We start from the raw sequence: 14,329 nt of genomic DNA on the forward strand, positions 1-14,329 counted from the left end.
ACACCTGCGCGTAATCGCGCACGCGACGCAGCAGCCGGTTGGCGACGCGTGGTGTGCCTCGCGAGCGCTTGGCGATCTCGTGTGCGCCCAGCGGGTCCATCTCCACCTTGAGGACTTCGCCGGTGCGCCGCACGATCACTTCCAGCTCCTCCACCGGATAGAAGCCGAGCTGCTGCACGATGCCGAAGCGCGCCCGGAGCGGTGCCGTGAGCATGCCCAGTCGTGTCGTGGCGCCGACGAGTGTGAACTTCTCGATGTTCATCGTGACGGTCTGCGCCTTGGGACCATCGGACAGCCGGATGTCGATCCGGTAGTCCTCCATCGCCGGATAGAGGAACTCCTCGATGATCGGACGCATGCGGTGGATCTCGTCGATGAACAGCACGTCGCCCTCCCGCAGATTGGTGAGCGGGCCCACGAGATCGGCCGGCTTTTCGAGCGCGGGTCCGGAGGTGGTCGTGAGGTTCACCCCGAGCTCCCGGGCCATGAGATCGGCGAGGGTGGTTTTTCCTAATCCCGGTGGTCCGAAGAAGAGCGTGTGGTCGAGCGGCTCCTTCCGGGCGCGGGCAGCGGCGATGGCGATGCCGAGGCTGTCCTTGACCTTCTGCTGGCCGATGAATTCGACCAGGCGCTGGGGACGAAGGGACAGCTCGACGACGCTCTCGTCGGCGAGGGCTTCCGGCGTGGTGATTTCGGCGCGGCTCATGTGGTGGAATATACCGTGGACCGTGGGCACGAGCGGACGATGTTGGGGTACGGTTGGAGGCGGCAGCGGGCCGTCGCCGTGGCCACCCTGCAGCGTTCCCGTGCGGATTGCGTACATTTGCGGGAGTCACCCGCGACGCCGTCGCGTGGGCTCCCGTTCGTCCTGCTCCCAGGATTCGCCATGTCCCGTCGCTCGCCTGTGCTGTCGCTGGCCGGAATCTCCGTCGTGCTCTTTGCCACGACGGCGTTCACCACACCTGCCCGTCCCGTGCGCTCCACGCCGCCCGCCCGCGTCGCGGTCGCCCCTATTGTTGCCAAGGCGCCGGCGGCTCGGAAAGCGCTCGTCGAGGAGGCGGTGAACATCGACTGGCGCGTGCTGGCCGGCCTCGACTACACCAACGGCAAGTCCACCGACACCCTGAAGAAGCTCGAGGGCAAGCTGGTCCGGATTCCGGGCTTCGTCGTGCCGCTCGACGACTTCCAGGAAGAAGGGGCGGAGTTCCTGCTGGTGCCCTACTACGGGGCGTGCGTGCACACGCCGCCGCCGCCGCCGAATCAGATCGTGATGGTGGAAATGGGCGGCAAGAAGGCCGTGAAGCTCAACCTGTTCGACGCCGTCTGGATGTCGGGGCGCCTCAAGATCGCCTCGGTGGAAAGCCCGTACGGCACCGTCGGCTATCAGCTGGAAGGACTCAAGGTCGAGCCTTACTCGTCGAAATGAGTGAGGCGGCCTCGGTGGCCGCTCCCGTCGGCCCTGATCCAACCGTTCCCCCGGCGGTCGAGCTGTCCGCGTTGCGCTTTGCCTACAAGAAGGGGCGCGACGTCCTGGCGATCGACTCGCTTTCGATCGCCCGCGGCGAGACGGTTTTTCTGCACGGGCCGAGTGGCAGTGGCAAGACCACGCTGCTTGGCCTGCTTGCCGGTGTGCTGCAGGCCACGAGCGGCAGCGTCCGCGTGCTGGGCCAGGACTTCTCGACCATGTCGGGTGGAGCGCGCGATGCGTTCCGGGCGCGGCATCTGGGCTACGTGTTCCAGATGTTCAACCTCATTCCGTATCTCCCGGTGCGGGAGAACATCCTGCTGCCCGTGCGACTCGAGCCCGCGCGACGCGCGCGACTGGGCGGGCGCTCACTCGACGACGCCGTGCGCGAGATCGCCTCGCAGCTCGATATTTCGCAATATCTTGATTCCCCGATTGCCGAACTGAGCGTGGGGCAGCAGCAGCGTGTTGCGGCGGCGCGCGCGCTGATGGGCAGCCCCGAGGTGGTGATCGCCGATGAGCCCACCAGTGCGCTCGACACCGACCGGCGCGAACGGTTTCTCAAGCTGCTCTTCGCGTCGTGCGAGAAGGCGCGCGCCACGCTCATTTTCGTGAGCCACGATCATACGCTGATGCCGCTGTTCTCCCGCACCGTGGAACTCATGGAGATCAATCGCGCGGCCAAGGTCGGAGCGGACGCGTGAGGGCATCACCATGATGATGATCCTGCGTCTCGCGCTCACGTCGCTGCGCAGCCGGTTGCTGACCACGTCGCTCACGGTGGCGTCGATCGCGCTCAGCGTGACGTTGCTGGTGGGCATCGAGAACGTGCGAGCCGGCGTACGCGACAGCTTCGCGGGCACGATTCGCGGCGTCGACCTGATCGTCGGCGCGCGAGGCGGCACGCTGCAAGTGTTGCTGAGTTCGGTGTTCGGTATCGGCTCCCCCTCCGGCTCGGTGAAGCTGTCCACGATGGAGCGGTGGAAGGCACATCCCGCCGTGAAGTGGGTGGTCCCGTACTCGCTGGGCGACAGTCATCGCGGCTTCCGCGTGGTGGGCACGACCCCCGAGTTCTACGAGCGCTATCGCTTCCGCAAGGACGGGCGGATCGTGTTCGTCTCCGGACGCGCGGCGGTCGCGGACACGGAAGTGGTGATCGGCAGCGAGGTCGCGGAGAAGCTGGGCTACACGATCGGCACGCCGGTGGTGGTGGTGCATGGGCTCCGCGACATCGGCACGTCGAACCACGAGGCGCACCCGTTCCATGTGGTCGGTATCGTGGGGCGCACGTTCACGCCGATCGATCGGTCGGTGTACGTGACGCTGGGCGGGATCGAGGCGATGCACTCAGATGAGACGGCGATCGCTGGGTCGTCGATAGCGTCGGCGGAGGGAGCAGGAGGGAGGGTGTCAGGGGGGAGGGGGCAGGGGGAAACGGCGCAACCTTCCGTCGCGAAGTCGAGCGCGAAGTCGAGTGCGAAGTCGAGCGCGAAGTCGGCAGCCATCATTGCGGCGAACAAGCAGCGGGCGGCGGCGATGGCACCGCCTCCCGGGACGCCGATGGTGATGCCGGGGGCGGAGCCGCCGCCGGGGACGCCGATGGTCATGCCGGGGGCGAGTCCGCCGCCGGGGACGCCACTCGTGATGCCCGGAGCGGAGCCGCCACCGAGTGCGCTGCCGGAGGTGACGGCGGCGGCGGTGGCGCAGAGGGCGACCGAGAAGACCATCGCTGAACCGAGGGCGGCTGAATCAGCTGCAGCAGAACCGGCTCATGATCACGGCGACGATCAGATCACGGCCTTCTTCGTGGGGACCAAGAATCGCTTCGAAGCGCTCATGTTGCAGCGTGAGATGAACACCGATCTCGTAGAGCCGCTCACGGCGGTGATTCCCGGTGTCGCGCTCGGGGAGTTGTGGCAGAACATTGGCAGCGCTGAGGTTGGCCTGCGGGTGATTGCCATGTTCGCCGTGGCGATCGGGCTCAGCGGCATGCTGGTGGCGCTCTACTCGTCGCTCGACGCGCGTCGTCGCGAAATGGCGATTCTGCGGGCGGTGGGCGCGGGTCCACGTCTGATCATCTCGCTGCTTGTGCTCGAGAGCGCACTGCTGGCGTTGCTGGGCTGCCTCATCGGCGTCGCCGCCGTGTACATCGGCTTGTTCGTGGCGCAGGGGCCGATCGAGCAGCGCTTCGGTTTGCACCTCGCGCTGCATCCACTTCGCTCGACGGAGTGGACCTACCTCGCCATCGTGATGAGTGCCGGCCTCGTGATCGGCTTCGTACCCGCATGGAAGGCGTACCGTACGTCGCTTGTCGATGGACTGAGTCCGCGGGCCTGACGCCCCGCTCACTCTTTCGTTTCTCACCGCATACCAGACCTCCATATGCGCACGTTCTCTGTCTTTGCCCTGCTGCTCGCCGCGTCGGCATCTGTCTCCGCATCGGCCGCCGCGCAGCCTGGCCGTGGTCCGGCACCCGTCGCCAAGAACATGCAGGCGTTGCCGGTTGATCCGGCGCCGTCGTATGTCCGAAAGGACGCGCCCACCGATCCGGTCATTCTGAAGCTGTGGGAAGAGGGAATGCAGCGGTCGCAGGCCGGCAGGCTGGCGCAGCAATTGCTCGATTCCATCGGCCCGCGCCTCACCGGCTCACCGAACATGAATCGCGCGCAGGATTGGCTGCTGGCCACGTACAAGCAGTTCGGGGTATCGGCGCGCAAGGAACAGTACGGCACGTGGAATTCGTGGAAGCGTGGAGTGGTGTTTGCCCAGCTCACGGCGCCGCGTGTCAAGGCGCTCGAAGTCAACATGCTGTCGTGGAGCGGCAACACGGCGGGCAAGTGGGCTGAGGGCGCGGTCGTCGTGGTGAAGCCGTACCAGTCGCCCGAGGAGTTCGCGGCGTGGTTGCCGAGTGTGAAGGGCAAGATTGTGTTGGCGTCGGCGCCGCGACTGACCTGTCGCCCGGCATCACAGATGGCGGAGTTTGCGATGACGAGCACGCAGCTGTCGCTCGACTCACTGCAGCGCGATCTGTCGGCCACGTATCAGGGTGTCACGCAGCGCGTGCCGACCTTCTACAGCGACGTGAAGGCGGCCGGTGCCGTGGCGGTGTTCGAGTCGAACTATTCGCAGTATCCCGGCGTGAACAAGATCTTCGGCTCGCCACGCAACGCCGCACTTCCCACGTTCGACGTGGGCTGCGAAGACTACGGTATGCTGTTCCGTCTCGCGCAGAACCAGCAGGGTCCGAAGGTGCGTGTAATGGCGGAATCCGAAGCGCTCGGCGACCAGCCGGTGTTCAACGTGATCGCCGAGATCAAGGGAGCCACGAAGCCCGACGAGTACGTCGTGCTGTCGGCGCACTTCGATAGCTGGGAAGGACACTCGGGCGCGACCGACAACGCCACGGGGTCGATCACGATGATGGAAGCGCTGCGCATTCTGAAGGCCGTGTATCCCAAGCCGTCACGCACGATTCTGGTGGGGCATTGGAGCGGCGAAGAGCAGGGGCTGAACGGCTCCGGCTCGTTCACCGCCGATCATCCCGAAGTCGTGAAGGGGCTGCAGTTTGCTTTCAATCAGGACAACGGCACGGGCCGCGTGGTGAGCACGGGTCCGGGGCTGCATCCGGAGAACGGTCCGCGCCTGGCGCAGTACATGAGCCAGATGCCGTCGCAGCTCACGCAGTACATCCGTTTGTCGGGCCCGTCGGGCATCGGTGCCGGATCAGACGACGCATCGTTCCGCTGCTGGGGCGCGCCGGCGGTCGGTCTCGGCGCCCTGAGCTGGGATTACAGCAACAGCACGTGGCATACGAATCGCGACGCGTTCGACAAGATCATCGTCGATGATCTGAAGCACAACGCGACGCTCACCGCGATGTTCGTGTACCTCGCCAGCGAAGACGCCGAGAAGAGCTCGCGCGTGCTGGTGGACCCGATTCCCGGTGGGCGGCCGGGGCAGGTGATCACGGTGCCGAGTTGTGGGAAGCCGCAGCGGGATGCAAGCCAGTATCGGCGGTAAGCCGGGCTTGGTGCTTGGGCGATAGACTCACGTGAGTTTGGAGTGGCGAGTCCGAGTTTCGAGTCATGCGTGTGAACCCACGACTCGAAACCCGGACTCGCCACCCGAAACTCACGTGAGTGTCAGTGAACGCAACCCACCCTCGCCTCACTTCCCCGTCAGCTTCCCCAGCGCCGCCCGTACCACCGCCCCCACATCGCCTCCACCGCCCGCATCCATCACCGCCCGCACCGCGCGATCGGCTTCGAGCTGGTTGTAGCCGAGCGCGATAAGCGCGCGGATGGCGTCGTCGGCGACCGGGCTGGCGGCGGTACCCGAGGTTGTCGGTGCCGAGCCTACGGTGTCCATCTTGTCGGCCAGATCGAGGATGATCTGCTCGGCCTTCTTCCGACCCACGCGCGGCACGCACATGAGCGTCGTGATGTCCTTTTCGCGCAGCGCGCGGACCACGCGCTCCGGCGTGAGCGACGACAGGATGCCAAGCGCGAGCGCGGGGCCGACGCCCTTGGCCACGAGCAGCCGCTGAAACACGGCGCGGTCGTAGCGATCGGAGAAGCCGTACAGGTGCCACGCGTCCTCGCGCACGGCGAGATGCGTGTGCAGCGTGATCGTTGCGCCTTCCTGCGGTAGCGACTCGAAGACCGAGAGCGGAATGAGGCATTCGTAGCCCACGCCGCCCGCCGTGAGAATCTCCACGCGATCGAGTTCGCGATGGACCAGCGTACCGGACACGAGAGCGATCATTTGGCGGGTGTAGCGAGGGATATGCGCATCGGCGGCAGTTCGGGAAGCGTCGATCGCGATGCGAGGAGGCAGGCGCAGAGTGCAGCGGCTACGCCGTCGGCGGCGTCGGCGGGCTGCGGCGCTCGTTTGAGGCGCAGCAGACGGGCCACCATGAACTGCACCTGCTCCTTGGTGGCGGCACCGGTGCCGGTGATCGCCTTCTTGATCTCGGCCGGGGGATACTCGTAGATCGTGAGCGCGGCCTTCTGCGCGGCGAGGAGAATCACACCGCGCGCATGACCGAGCACGATCGTCGTGCGTACGTTCTTCGCGTAGAACACGTCTTCGACCGACATCGTGTCGGGGCGGTGCCGCGCCAGTACTTCCTCAATGCCTTCGTGGATGTCCAGCAGACGCTGCGGCAGGGGATCCTTGGCCGTCGTGCGGATGACGCCACACTCCACGAGGGTGGCGATGCGGCCGTCGAACGCGACCACCCCGTACCCCGTGACGGCGGTGCCCGGATCGATCCCGAGCACCAGCGACGGGCTCACGCCTCGGCCACGTCGTCGTCGTCCATCTCGAAGTTCGCGTCGACCTTTTGCACGTCGTCGAGCTCCTCGAGCGCTTCCAGCAGCTTCATGAGCTGATCCGCCGCGGACCCTTCCACCTTCACCGTGCTCTTGGGCACCCAGGCGAGTTCGGCGTCGGCCACCTTGTACTTCTTCGACTCGAGTCCTTCCTTGGTGGCGTGCAGTGCGCCCGGATCGGTCGTGATCGTGAACTCGGTGTCGTCACGCACCACGTCATCGGCGCCGGCCTCGAGCGCCGCTTCGATCAGCGTGTCTTCGTGCACCCCGTCGGCAGCGACGGACATCTGTCCCTTCCGCTCGAAGAGGTACGCCACGGAGTTGCTGGAGCCCATGTTGCCGTGGTTGCGCGACAACTTGTGCCGCACATCAGCGACGGTGCGCGTGGGGTTGTCGGTGACCGCCTGGATCATGATCGCGACGCCGCCCGGACCGTAGGCTTCGTACAGCACTTCGACGTAGTCCACCCCTTCCAGTTCGCCCGTGCCCTTCTTGATGGCGCGGTCGATGTTGTCCTTGGGCATCGACACCGCCTTCGCGTTGTCGATGGCGGTACGCAGGCGCGGATTCCCGCCCGGATCACCGCCGCCAAGCTTGGCGGCCATGGTGATTTCGCGGATCAGCCGAGTGAAGAGCGCGCCGCGCTTGTTGTCGGTCGCGGCCTTCGCGCGCTTGATCGTTTTCCATTTGCTATGTCCTGCCATCGCCCTGCCCCGTTGATGCGGATATGGGTGTCATCCAACCGATGTCGATGAAAATAATCTCGAGAGGGGGGGCGGTGTGAAAAAGCCCACGGCTGATGGCCCACGGCTCATGGCCGAGAGCCGATAGCCTGTAAGCCTCAAGCCCGGGAGCTGTGAGCTGTGAGCTTCCAGGCTTTGAGCGATCACGCTATGCGCTATCTGCCATGGGCCGTGAGCCATCGGCCATGGGCGGACAACCCTTTACTCCTCCAGGACATCCTCGAACCGGCTGTACCTGGTGTCGAAATAGAGATCGATGTATCCGCGTGCCCCATCCCGATTCTTCAGCAGCAGCAACTCGGCCGCGCCCGAGACTCCGAGATCGGCCTCGTACAGCTCCTCGCGATACAGCCCCAACACGAGGTCGGCGTGGGTCCCGATCGCTCCGCCTAAACCGAAATCGGTGAGGCGGGGACGCCGATCCTGACGCTCGCGGGCCAGTTGCGGGAGGTGGGTCGTGAGCAGCACGGCAACATGGCGCTGCAGGGCGAGTCGTTTGAGCGAGAGCACGGCAAAACCCAGCGCCTCGTCGCGTCCCGAGTCGCGATCGAGCAAGCACTCCAGCGGATCCACCACCACCAGCGAGACGTCGGGGGTTGCCTCCACGGCGCGATCGATCGCGGCCAGTGTGCCAGACGTGATCGTTTCGATCACCGGTGCGCGGTTGCGCAGCGTGACCGCCGCGGTGGCGAGCTTGGCGCGATCTTCGTCACTCACGGCGCCGAGCCGCAGCGACTCCAGCGAGACCTTCGCGACCATGGCGAGGGCGCGCTCGTAGGCGCGCTCGGGGTGCATTTCTCCGGTCAGCAGGAGGGCCCGAGGGGAGACCCGCAAGGCGATGGCGAGGCCAAGGGCCGAGCAGCCGGCGCCGTCGTCTCCACCGACGACCACCAGATCGCCGCGGCGGAATCCTCCCCCGATGGCGCGGTCGATCGAGGGGAATCGCGTGGGGACGAGGCCCGGATCGATCTCGCCCGGGCTGGCCCGGTCGAGACGCGACACCACGCGAGTCAGCGGAGAGATGTCGGTGGGATGCGTCATGCACCCGCGAGCTGACGCGCGAGCTTCTCGAGCTCCTGCACCGACGGTCCGTCGAGGTGCCCGCCGGCCGCCGCGATGAGGCTGCGGAGGGCACCAGCCACCGGTAAGGCCGTCCCCGTGGTCGCGTCGATGCAGCGCGCGAATGGCACGCGGGTCGTCGCCGGCAGCGCGAGGGAGGCCAGCCACACCTTCGCCGCCGCGGCGCGGGTGGCCCGATCCCCGGGCTGGAGCGCGTCGCCCGCCAGCACGCCTCGCGCCAGTCGGGCGGTCATCAGCGCGGCCAGCGCCACCTCGCGTCCTCCCCCTAGCGGCAGGCGTCCGGCCAAGGCCGCCAGCGCGGGAAAGGGAAAGCGGAGCGATTCGAGCGCATGGGGAAGGGAGTCGGCGAGCACGCTTCGAATGTAACGCCTCCGATGGCGTCCGGCGCGGCCGACGCCGCTGGACCGTGGTCCTGCCGGTCTGGTACCTTACACCTATGGCGCTGATGGCAAAAACGATTCTCTGGGTGGACGACGAAGCGGAGCTTCTCGAGCCGCATCGACTCCTGCTCGGAGACAAGGGCTATCACGTCGATACGGCGACCAACGCCGATGACGCGCTCGAGTTGCTGCGACGCCGCCCCTACGACCTGGTGCTGCTCGACGAGCAGATGCCGGGCACCCGCGGGCTGGATGCCTACAAGGACATCCGCGAGATGTTGCCGACCATGCCCGTCGTCATGGTCACCAAGAGCGAAGAAGACGCCACGCTCAAGGAAGCGATCGGGGCGAACATTCGTGACTACCTCGTGAAGCCCGTCACGCCGCGTCAGGTGCTGACGGTGATTACCCGCATCCTCGAAGGGCCGCTGATCCGGTCGCAGGCGCTGGCCCGCGCGTTCGTGGAACGGTTCCGCGCCATCGAGGCCGATCGGTACGCCGGGCTCGATTGGCGGGGCTGGATCGAGCGCTTCGCGGAGCTCATGCAGTGGGACGTCGATCTGGCCGCGGCGGGCGAACTCGGCCTGCACGAGTCGCTGCGTGGCTTGTATCCCGATATGCATCGCGAGTTCGCCACCTTCATGCGCACCGAGTATCCGCGCTGGCTGCGCGAGCTCGAAGGCGATCGGCCGCCCCTCTCGGTGGACGTCGTCACCGAGTTCGTGATGCCGGTGCTGGCCCGCGATCGCAAGGCGATCTTCGTGGTGATCGACTGCTTGCGGGTGGATCAATGGCGCGTGCTCGAGCCGCTGCTGGCTCCCTTGTACGACGTGGAAACCACGCACTACTACTCGATTCTGCCCACCGCCACCCCGTACGCGCGCAATGCGCTCTTCAGCGGGCTGTTCCCCGGCGAGATCGCGGCGCGCTTTCCCGACTGGTGGGGCGAGAAGGACGACGAAGCGCTCAACATGCACGAGCGGGATCTGCTCGTCGCGCATCTCGAGGAGCTGAAGGTGCAGGCTCCCGTGCGCTATCACAAGATCACCACTGCGGCCGACTCCGACGATCTCGAACGCCACTTGCCGGGGGCGATCGCCGGCGACGGCATTCACGCGTTCGTGTTCAACTTCGTGGACATGCTCACGCATGGCCGCAGCGAATCGATGATTCTCTTCGAAGTGGCGCGGGACGAAATCGCGCTGCGGGCCATCACCAGGCAGTGGTTCGAACGGTCGTCGCTGTTCACGCTCCTCAAGGAAGCGTCGCGCCGCAACATCTCGGTGGTGATCACCAGCGATCACGGGGCGCTGCACTGCAACTCGCCGGCCACGGTGTTCGCCAAGCGCGACGCCACCGCCAACTTGCGCTACAAGTTCGGCGAGGACCTGCGGGCCGAGCGGCCCGAGCAGGCGCTGCTGTTCACCAATCCTGACGACCTCCGCCTGCCGCATCGCGGCCCCGGCAACAACACGCTCATGGCCGCCGGCGACACGTTCTTCGTGTATCCCACCAAGCTGCGTGAGTACCAGAGCCGGTACCGCGGGTCCTTCCTGCACGGCGGTGTCACGCCCGAGGAGTGCATCCTGCCGGTGGCCCTGCTGACGCCCAAGCGATGACCGAGTCGCGGGGATTGTGGCCGCGGCTGTGGGGGTTCGTGCACCCGCACCGCGCGAAGCTGGTGGGCGTGGTCGTGCTCAATCTGCTGGCTGCCGTGTTCGACGTGTTCTCGTTCACGCTGCTGATCCCGTTTCTGAACGCCCTGTTCGAGCAGCCGCAGCTGATTCCCGGCAACAAGGTCGTGTCGGCGATTCTCAACACGACGATCGGCTTCCTGCTCGATCCCGCGGATCAGATGGGATCGCTGCGCAATGTGATCATCCTCGTGTTGCTGGCCGTCACGCTCAAGAACCTGTTGGTGTGGCTCAGCGGCCAGATCGGGGCGCAGCTGCAGGAGTACGTGGTGCGCGACCTGCGCGATGCGCTGTACGCGCATCTGCTTCGGCTGCCCATGAGCTGGTTCACCGCCAACAAGGTGGGCCAGGTGATCTCGCGCATGCTCACCGATACCACGAACGCCAAAGCGGTCGTCACCGAACTCGTCACGCGCTCGATCTGGAGCACGGCGCAGGTGGTCTCCACCATCGCCATCATGTTCGCGGTGTCGTGGAAGTTGTCGCTGGCGTCGCTGGTGGTGGTACCGCTCACGGTCCTCTCGCTGCAGCCCGTGCTGCGCAAGCTGCGCAAGGGATATCGCCGCATGGGCAACGAGCAGGGCGAGATCACCAGCATGGTGCAGGAGGTGGTGAGCGGTATCCGGCTCATCAAGTCGTATGGCGCCGAATCGCGCGAAGAACAACGCTTCGTGACGCGCAATGCCGCGTTCGCGAAGGGCTATGTGCGCATCGGCCGCCTTGCGCTGATGTCGGGACCGGTCACGGAAACGCTCGGCGCCGTGATGGCCGTCGCCATCCTCTGGTTCGGCGCACGGCTCGTCTTGGTGGAGAAGTCACTGGACGGCGCCCTGTTGGTGACGTTCCTGATCTGGGTGATGCGCCTGCTGCAGCCGCTCAAGCAGTTGTCGCAAGTGCCCTCGGCGGCGCAGCAGTCGTTGGCCAGCGCCGAGCGCATTTTTGAAGTACTGGACGCGCCCACGGAAACGGCGGCCGATCGGGGTACGATCACGGCGCCGACGTTCGCGACATCGCTCGAGTTCGATCGGGTGTCGTTCGCGTATGGCGACGATGCGTCGGCCCTGTCCGAGGTGTCGTTCTCGGCCCGCAAGGGTGAGGTGATCGCGCTGGTCGGTGCGAGCGGCGCGGGCAAGTCCACGCTCATCGACCTGTTGCCGCGCTTCCTCGAGCCCACCAGCGGCCGGATCACGCTCGACGGGATCGATCTGCGGCACATCACCCTCGAGTCGCTGCGCGCGCTGACCGGTATCGTGAGCCAGGATACCGTGCTCTTCAACGACACGGTGCGCGCCAACGTCGCCTTCGGACGCACACAGGTCACGCCGGCGCAGCTCGAGGCGGCCGCGCGTGCGGCCAATGCGATGTCGTTCATCGAGGAGCTGCCCGAGGGGTGGGACACGAATCTCGGGGAGCGCGGCTCGCGCCTGTCGGGCGGCCAGCGCCAGCGTCTGGCCATTGCACGGGCGTTGCTCTCCGACCCGCCCATACTCATTCTCGACGAAGCGACGTCGGCACTCGACGTCGAGAGCGAGCGGCTCGTGCAGGAAGCGATCGACCGGCTCCTGGCCGGGCGTACGGTGTTCGTGATCGCGCATCGCCTGGCCACGATCCAGCACGCCGATCGCATTCTCGTCCTCGAGCGCGGTCAGCTCGTGGAGCAGGGGACCCATGCCGATCTGCTCGCGCGGAACGGTGCGTACGCCCGGCTGCATACGTTGCAGTTCAGTCGCGGTAGCGAGTGATCCGTGCGTGTCCTCGTGCTGACTACGGCCGCGTCGTGGACGCCCGGCATTCGCCTGCTGATCGCCCTGGGGGCGGAGCTTGCCGCCCGCGGTGACATTGTCACGGTGGCCTGTCCGGGTGGTGGTATGCTGGAACGGTCCACCGAATTCTGGTTCCCGCGGCTGGCGCTGCGCGGCCTCGCCGGGCCGGGCGCGTTCGCGCGGATCGCCAGCGCGCGCGGTCTCGTGTCGGCGCTGCGCCCCGACGCGGTCCTCGTGCAGAGTGAAACCGATGCGTTGCTGGCCGCGATGGCCATCGGTCGTCGCGGCGGGGTCGTGCGACGCTGGCGCGTCGGAGAGCCGGCGCCCGATCGGCAGCCCGCTCCGCGTACCTGGCGTACGCGACTGGCGGAATCCCGCACGCGCGTGGTCTCGTGGGGACGCGATCAGGTGGCGGTGAGTTGGCCAGGCCCTGCGGTGCGCGGCGCACCCGTCGCGCTGCCGTCCGATGCCGCCGTGCCCGCGGCGCTCTGGATCGTTCCGCCGGCCGAGCACGATGAACCGACCGCCATGGCGCTGCGCGCCGCGGCGCGGCTCGCCGGACGGCATCCGTCGCTGCGCATCGTGCTGCTGGGAGAACCCGCGGCGCTGCAGTCCACGCGGGTACACGCCGCGTCGCTTGGACTGACCGCGTTCGTCCACGTCGCACCGATCGACGCCCTGTTGCTGGCGGACGCCGTGGACGCGGCAGCGGTGTGGGTCACCGCCGATGGTGACGAGGGGGCGATTGCGACGCTCGCCGCTATGCAGCGCGGCATTCCCGTGGTGGCGCCGGCGACGGCGCTCCATGCGTCGATGGTGGCGTCGCGCATCACCGGCTTCGTGGTGTCTGATCGTGAGGTGCCGGCCACGGTCGCCGAGTTGGCGCGGCTGATGTCGGACCGCCGCGAGTACGACCTGATGGGCCAGGCCGCGAGGGCCCGCGCCGCGCATGTACACGATTGGGCGCAGTGCGTCGATGACGCCGCCCGGGCGTTGTCGCAAGCGTCCGGTGCGCGCGCCGTGTCGGCCGCGATCCGCGCCACGCCCGCGTCGGCATGACCACCGGATGAATACGGCACCGGTGGTCGCGAACGCGGCATGGGGGCGGATCCGCGACGATCAGCGGGCCCGGCTGGGGCTTGGCGTGATCGTCCTGCTCATCGTGGCGGCCATGCTGGCACCGCTCATCGACGGCGCCGATCCCATTCGGATCGACCTGCGCCATGCGCTCGAGGCGCCGAGCGGCGCGCACTGGCTTGGCACCGACGCGCAGGGACGCGATGTGTGGTCGCGTCTGGTGCACGGCGCGCGCATTTCGCTGCTGGTGGGGCTCGCCTCGCAGGGCATCTCCTTGTCGATCGGTCTCGTGCTGGGGCTCGTCGCGGGGTATCGCGGGAAATGGACGGAGGAAATCATCATGCGACTTGCTGATGTCACGCTGGCGTTCCCGTCGCTGCTGCTGCTGATCGCGATGGCGGCGGCGTTCGAGCCCTCGCTCACGGTGGTGTGCACGGTGATCGGCGTCGTCGGCTGGGCCGGTATGGCGCGGTTGGTGCGTGGTCAGGTCCTCGTGGTGCGTGAACTCGAGTATGTGCAGGCCATGCGCGCCCTCGGGGCGCGCGATCGTCGCATCCTGCTGCGCCATGTGCTGCCGAATGTCATGGCGCCGGTCGTGATCGCGGCCACCCTCGGCATTGCCGGCGCGATCATGGCCGAGGCCGCGTTGTCGTTCCTCGGACTTGGTGTGCAACCGCCAACCCCGAGTTGGGGCGCGATGATCGCCGATGGTCGCGATCTCTCGCAGCTACGCAACGCCCCGTGGACCAGTCTTGCTCCGGGGCTGGCGATCGGTGTTGCCGTGCTTGGATTCA

At 66.9% G+C, this 14,329-nt stretch carries 14 protein-coding genes; 8 read left to right on the forward strand and 6 right to left on the reverse strand.

Going from position 1 to position 14,329, the window contains the following annotated elements; genetic code table 11:
• The coding region (ruvB, locus tag ACIRA7_RS10485) for a Holliday junction branch migration DNA helicase RuvB (RefSeq protein WP_396220790.1) at window positions 1-706 on the reverse strand (706 nt) is incomplete at its 3' end.
• Window positions 707-886: 180 nt separating this feature from the next.
• Here ruvB and ACIRA7_RS10490 point away from each other — a divergent pair.
• Genes ACIRA7_RS10490 through ACIRA7_RS10505 form a run of 4 tightly spaced genes read left to right on the forward strand, consistent with a single transcriptional unit; the run spans window position 887 to window position 5,485 of the window.
• Window positions 887-1,426, forward strand: coding sequence for a DUF3299 domain-containing protein (locus tag ACIRA7_RS10490; protein ID WP_396220791.1), 540 nt, complete (start codon window positions 887-889; stop codon window positions 1,424-1,426).
• Entirely contained in the window at window positions 1,423-2,169 is a 747-nt protein-coding gene (locus ACIRA7_RS10495; protein WP_396220792.1) for an ABC transporter ATP-binding protein, read from the forward strand. The genes ACIRA7_RS10490 and ACIRA7_RS10495 overlap by 4 nt, the downstream gene beginning before the upstream one ends.
• Before the next feature lie 10 nt (window positions 2,170-2,179).
• Window positions 2,180-3,802, forward strand: a complete 1,623-nt coding sequence (locus tag ACIRA7_RS10500; protein WP_396220793.1) for an FtsX-like permease family protein — start codon at window positions 2,180-2,182, stop codon at window positions 3,800-3,802.
• Between the two features lie 45 nt (window positions 3,803-3,847).
• Complete coding sequence (locus ACIRA7_RS10505) at window positions 3,848-5,485, forward strand: M28 family peptidase (RefSeq protein ID WP_396220794.1); 1,638 nt, start codon at window positions 3,848-3,850, stop codon at window positions 5,483-5,485.
• A 147-nt stretch (window positions 5,486-5,632) separates the two neighbouring features.
• Here the strand turns inward: ACIRA7_RS10505 and ruvA are convergent, their stop codons facing one another.
• The 5 genes from ruvA to ACIRA7_RS10530 form a co-directional block, all read right to left on the reverse strand.
• Window positions 5,633-6,229 carry a Holliday junction branch migration protein RuvA gene (gene ruvA, locus ACIRA7_RS10510; RefSeq protein WP_396220795.1) on the reverse strand — a complete coding sequence of 199 codons (597 nt, stop codon included), beginning with the start codon at window positions 6,227-6,229 and terminating at the stop codon, window positions 5,633-5,635.
• A complete protein-coding gene (ruvC, locus tag ACIRA7_RS10515; protein WP_396220796.1) occupies window positions 6,226-6,762 on the reverse strand; it encodes a crossover junction endodeoxyribonuclease RuvC in 537 nt (178 codons plus the stop codon). The genes ruvA and ruvC overlap by 4 nt, the downstream gene beginning before the upstream one ends.
• Complete coding sequence (locus ACIRA7_RS10520) at window positions 6,759-7,502, reverse strand: YebC/PmpR family DNA-binding transcriptional regulator (protein WP_396220797.1); 744 nt, start codon at window positions 7,500-7,502, stop codon at window positions 6,759-6,761. The genes ruvC and ACIRA7_RS10520 overlap by 4 nt, the downstream gene beginning before the upstream one ends.
• A 240-nt stretch (window positions 7,503-7,742) precedes the next feature.
• Window positions 7,743-8,582, reverse strand: coding sequence for a DnaB-like helicase C-terminal domain-containing protein (locus ACIRA7_RS10525; RefSeq protein WP_396220798.1), 840 nt, complete (start codon window positions 8,580-8,582; stop codon window positions 7,743-7,745).
• A complete protein-coding gene (locus tag ACIRA7_RS10530; protein WP_396220799.1) occupies window positions 8,579-8,974 on the reverse strand; it encodes a hypothetical protein in 396 nt (131 codons plus the stop codon). Before ACIRA7_RS10530 ends, ACIRA7_RS10525 begins: the two co-directional genes overlap by 4 nt.
• Window positions 8,975-9,057: 83 nt before the next feature.
• Here ACIRA7_RS10530 and ACIRA7_RS10535 point away from each other — a divergent pair, with 83 nt between their 5' ends.
• From ACIRA7_RS10535 to ACIRA7_RS10550, 4 genes are all read left to right on the forward strand, one after another.
• Window positions 9,058-10,620, forward strand: coding sequence for a response regulator (locus ACIRA7_RS10535; protein ID WP_396220800.1), 1,563 nt, complete (start codon window positions 9,058-9,060; stop codon window positions 10,618-10,620).
• A complete protein-coding gene (locus ACIRA7_RS10540; RefSeq protein WP_396220801.1) occupies window positions 10,617-12,437 on the forward strand; it encodes an ABC transporter ATP-binding protein in 1,821 nt (606 codons plus the stop codon). The genes ACIRA7_RS10535 and ACIRA7_RS10540 overlap by 4 nt, the downstream gene beginning before the upstream one ends.
• A gap of 3 nt (window positions 12,438-12,440) precedes the next feature.
• Window positions 12,441-13,517, forward strand: coding sequence for a glycosyltransferase (locus ACIRA7_RS10545; RefSeq protein ID WP_396220802.1), 1,077 nt, complete (start codon window positions 12,441-12,443; stop codon window positions 13,515-13,517).
• Between the two features lie 7 nt (window positions 13,518-13,524).
• The coding region (locus tag ACIRA7_RS10550) for an ABC transporter permease (protein ID WP_396220803.1) at window positions 13,525-14,329 on the forward strand (805 nt) is incomplete at its 3' end.

Origin of the sequence: Gemmatimonas sp. (genome assembly GCF_044376735.1) — a bacterium.
Lineage (GTDB): Bacteria > Gemmatimonadota > Gemmatimonadetes > Gemmatimonadales > Gemmatimonadaceae > Gemmatimonas.

Excerpts from the sequence above, each read along its gene's own strand:
- ACIRA7_RS10490 (WP_396220791.1), top strand. The coding sequence starts at position 887 with ATGTCCCGTCGCTCGCCTGTGCTGTCGCTGGCCGGAATCTCCGTCGTG.
- ACIRA7_RS10495 (WP_396220792.1), top strand. The coding sequence starts at position 1,423 with ATGAGTGAGGCGGCCTCGGTGGCCGCTCCCGTCGGCCCTGATCCAACC.
- ACIRA7_RS10500 (WP_396220793.1), top strand. The coding sequence starts at position 2,180 with ATGATGATGATCCTGCGTCTCGCGCTCACGTCGCTGCGCAGCCGGTTG.
- ACIRA7_RS10505 (WP_396220794.1), top strand. The coding sequence starts at position 3,848 with ATGCGCACGTTCTCTGTCTTTGCCCTGCTGCTCGCCGCGTCGGCATCT.
- ruvA (WP_396220795.1), bottom strand. The coding sequence starts at position 6,229 with ATGATCGCTCTCGTGTCCGGTACGCTGGTCCATCGCGAACTCGATCGC.
- ACIRA7_RS10520 (WP_396220797.1), bottom strand. The coding sequence starts at position 7,502 with ATGGCAGGACATAGCAAATGGAAAACGATCAAGCGCGCGAAGGCCGCG.
- ACIRA7_RS10525 (WP_396220798.1), bottom strand. The coding sequence starts at position 8,582 with ATGACGCATCCCACCGACATCTCTCCGCTGACTCGCGTGGTGTCGCGT.
- ACIRA7_RS10535 (WP_396220800.1), top strand. The coding sequence starts at position 9,058 with ATGGCGCTGATGGCAAAAACGATTCTCTGGGTGGACGACGAAGCGGAG.
- ACIRA7_RS10540 (WP_396220801.1), top strand. The coding sequence starts at position 10,617 with ATGACCGAGTCGCGGGGATTGTGGCCGCGGCTGTGGGGGTTCGTGCAC.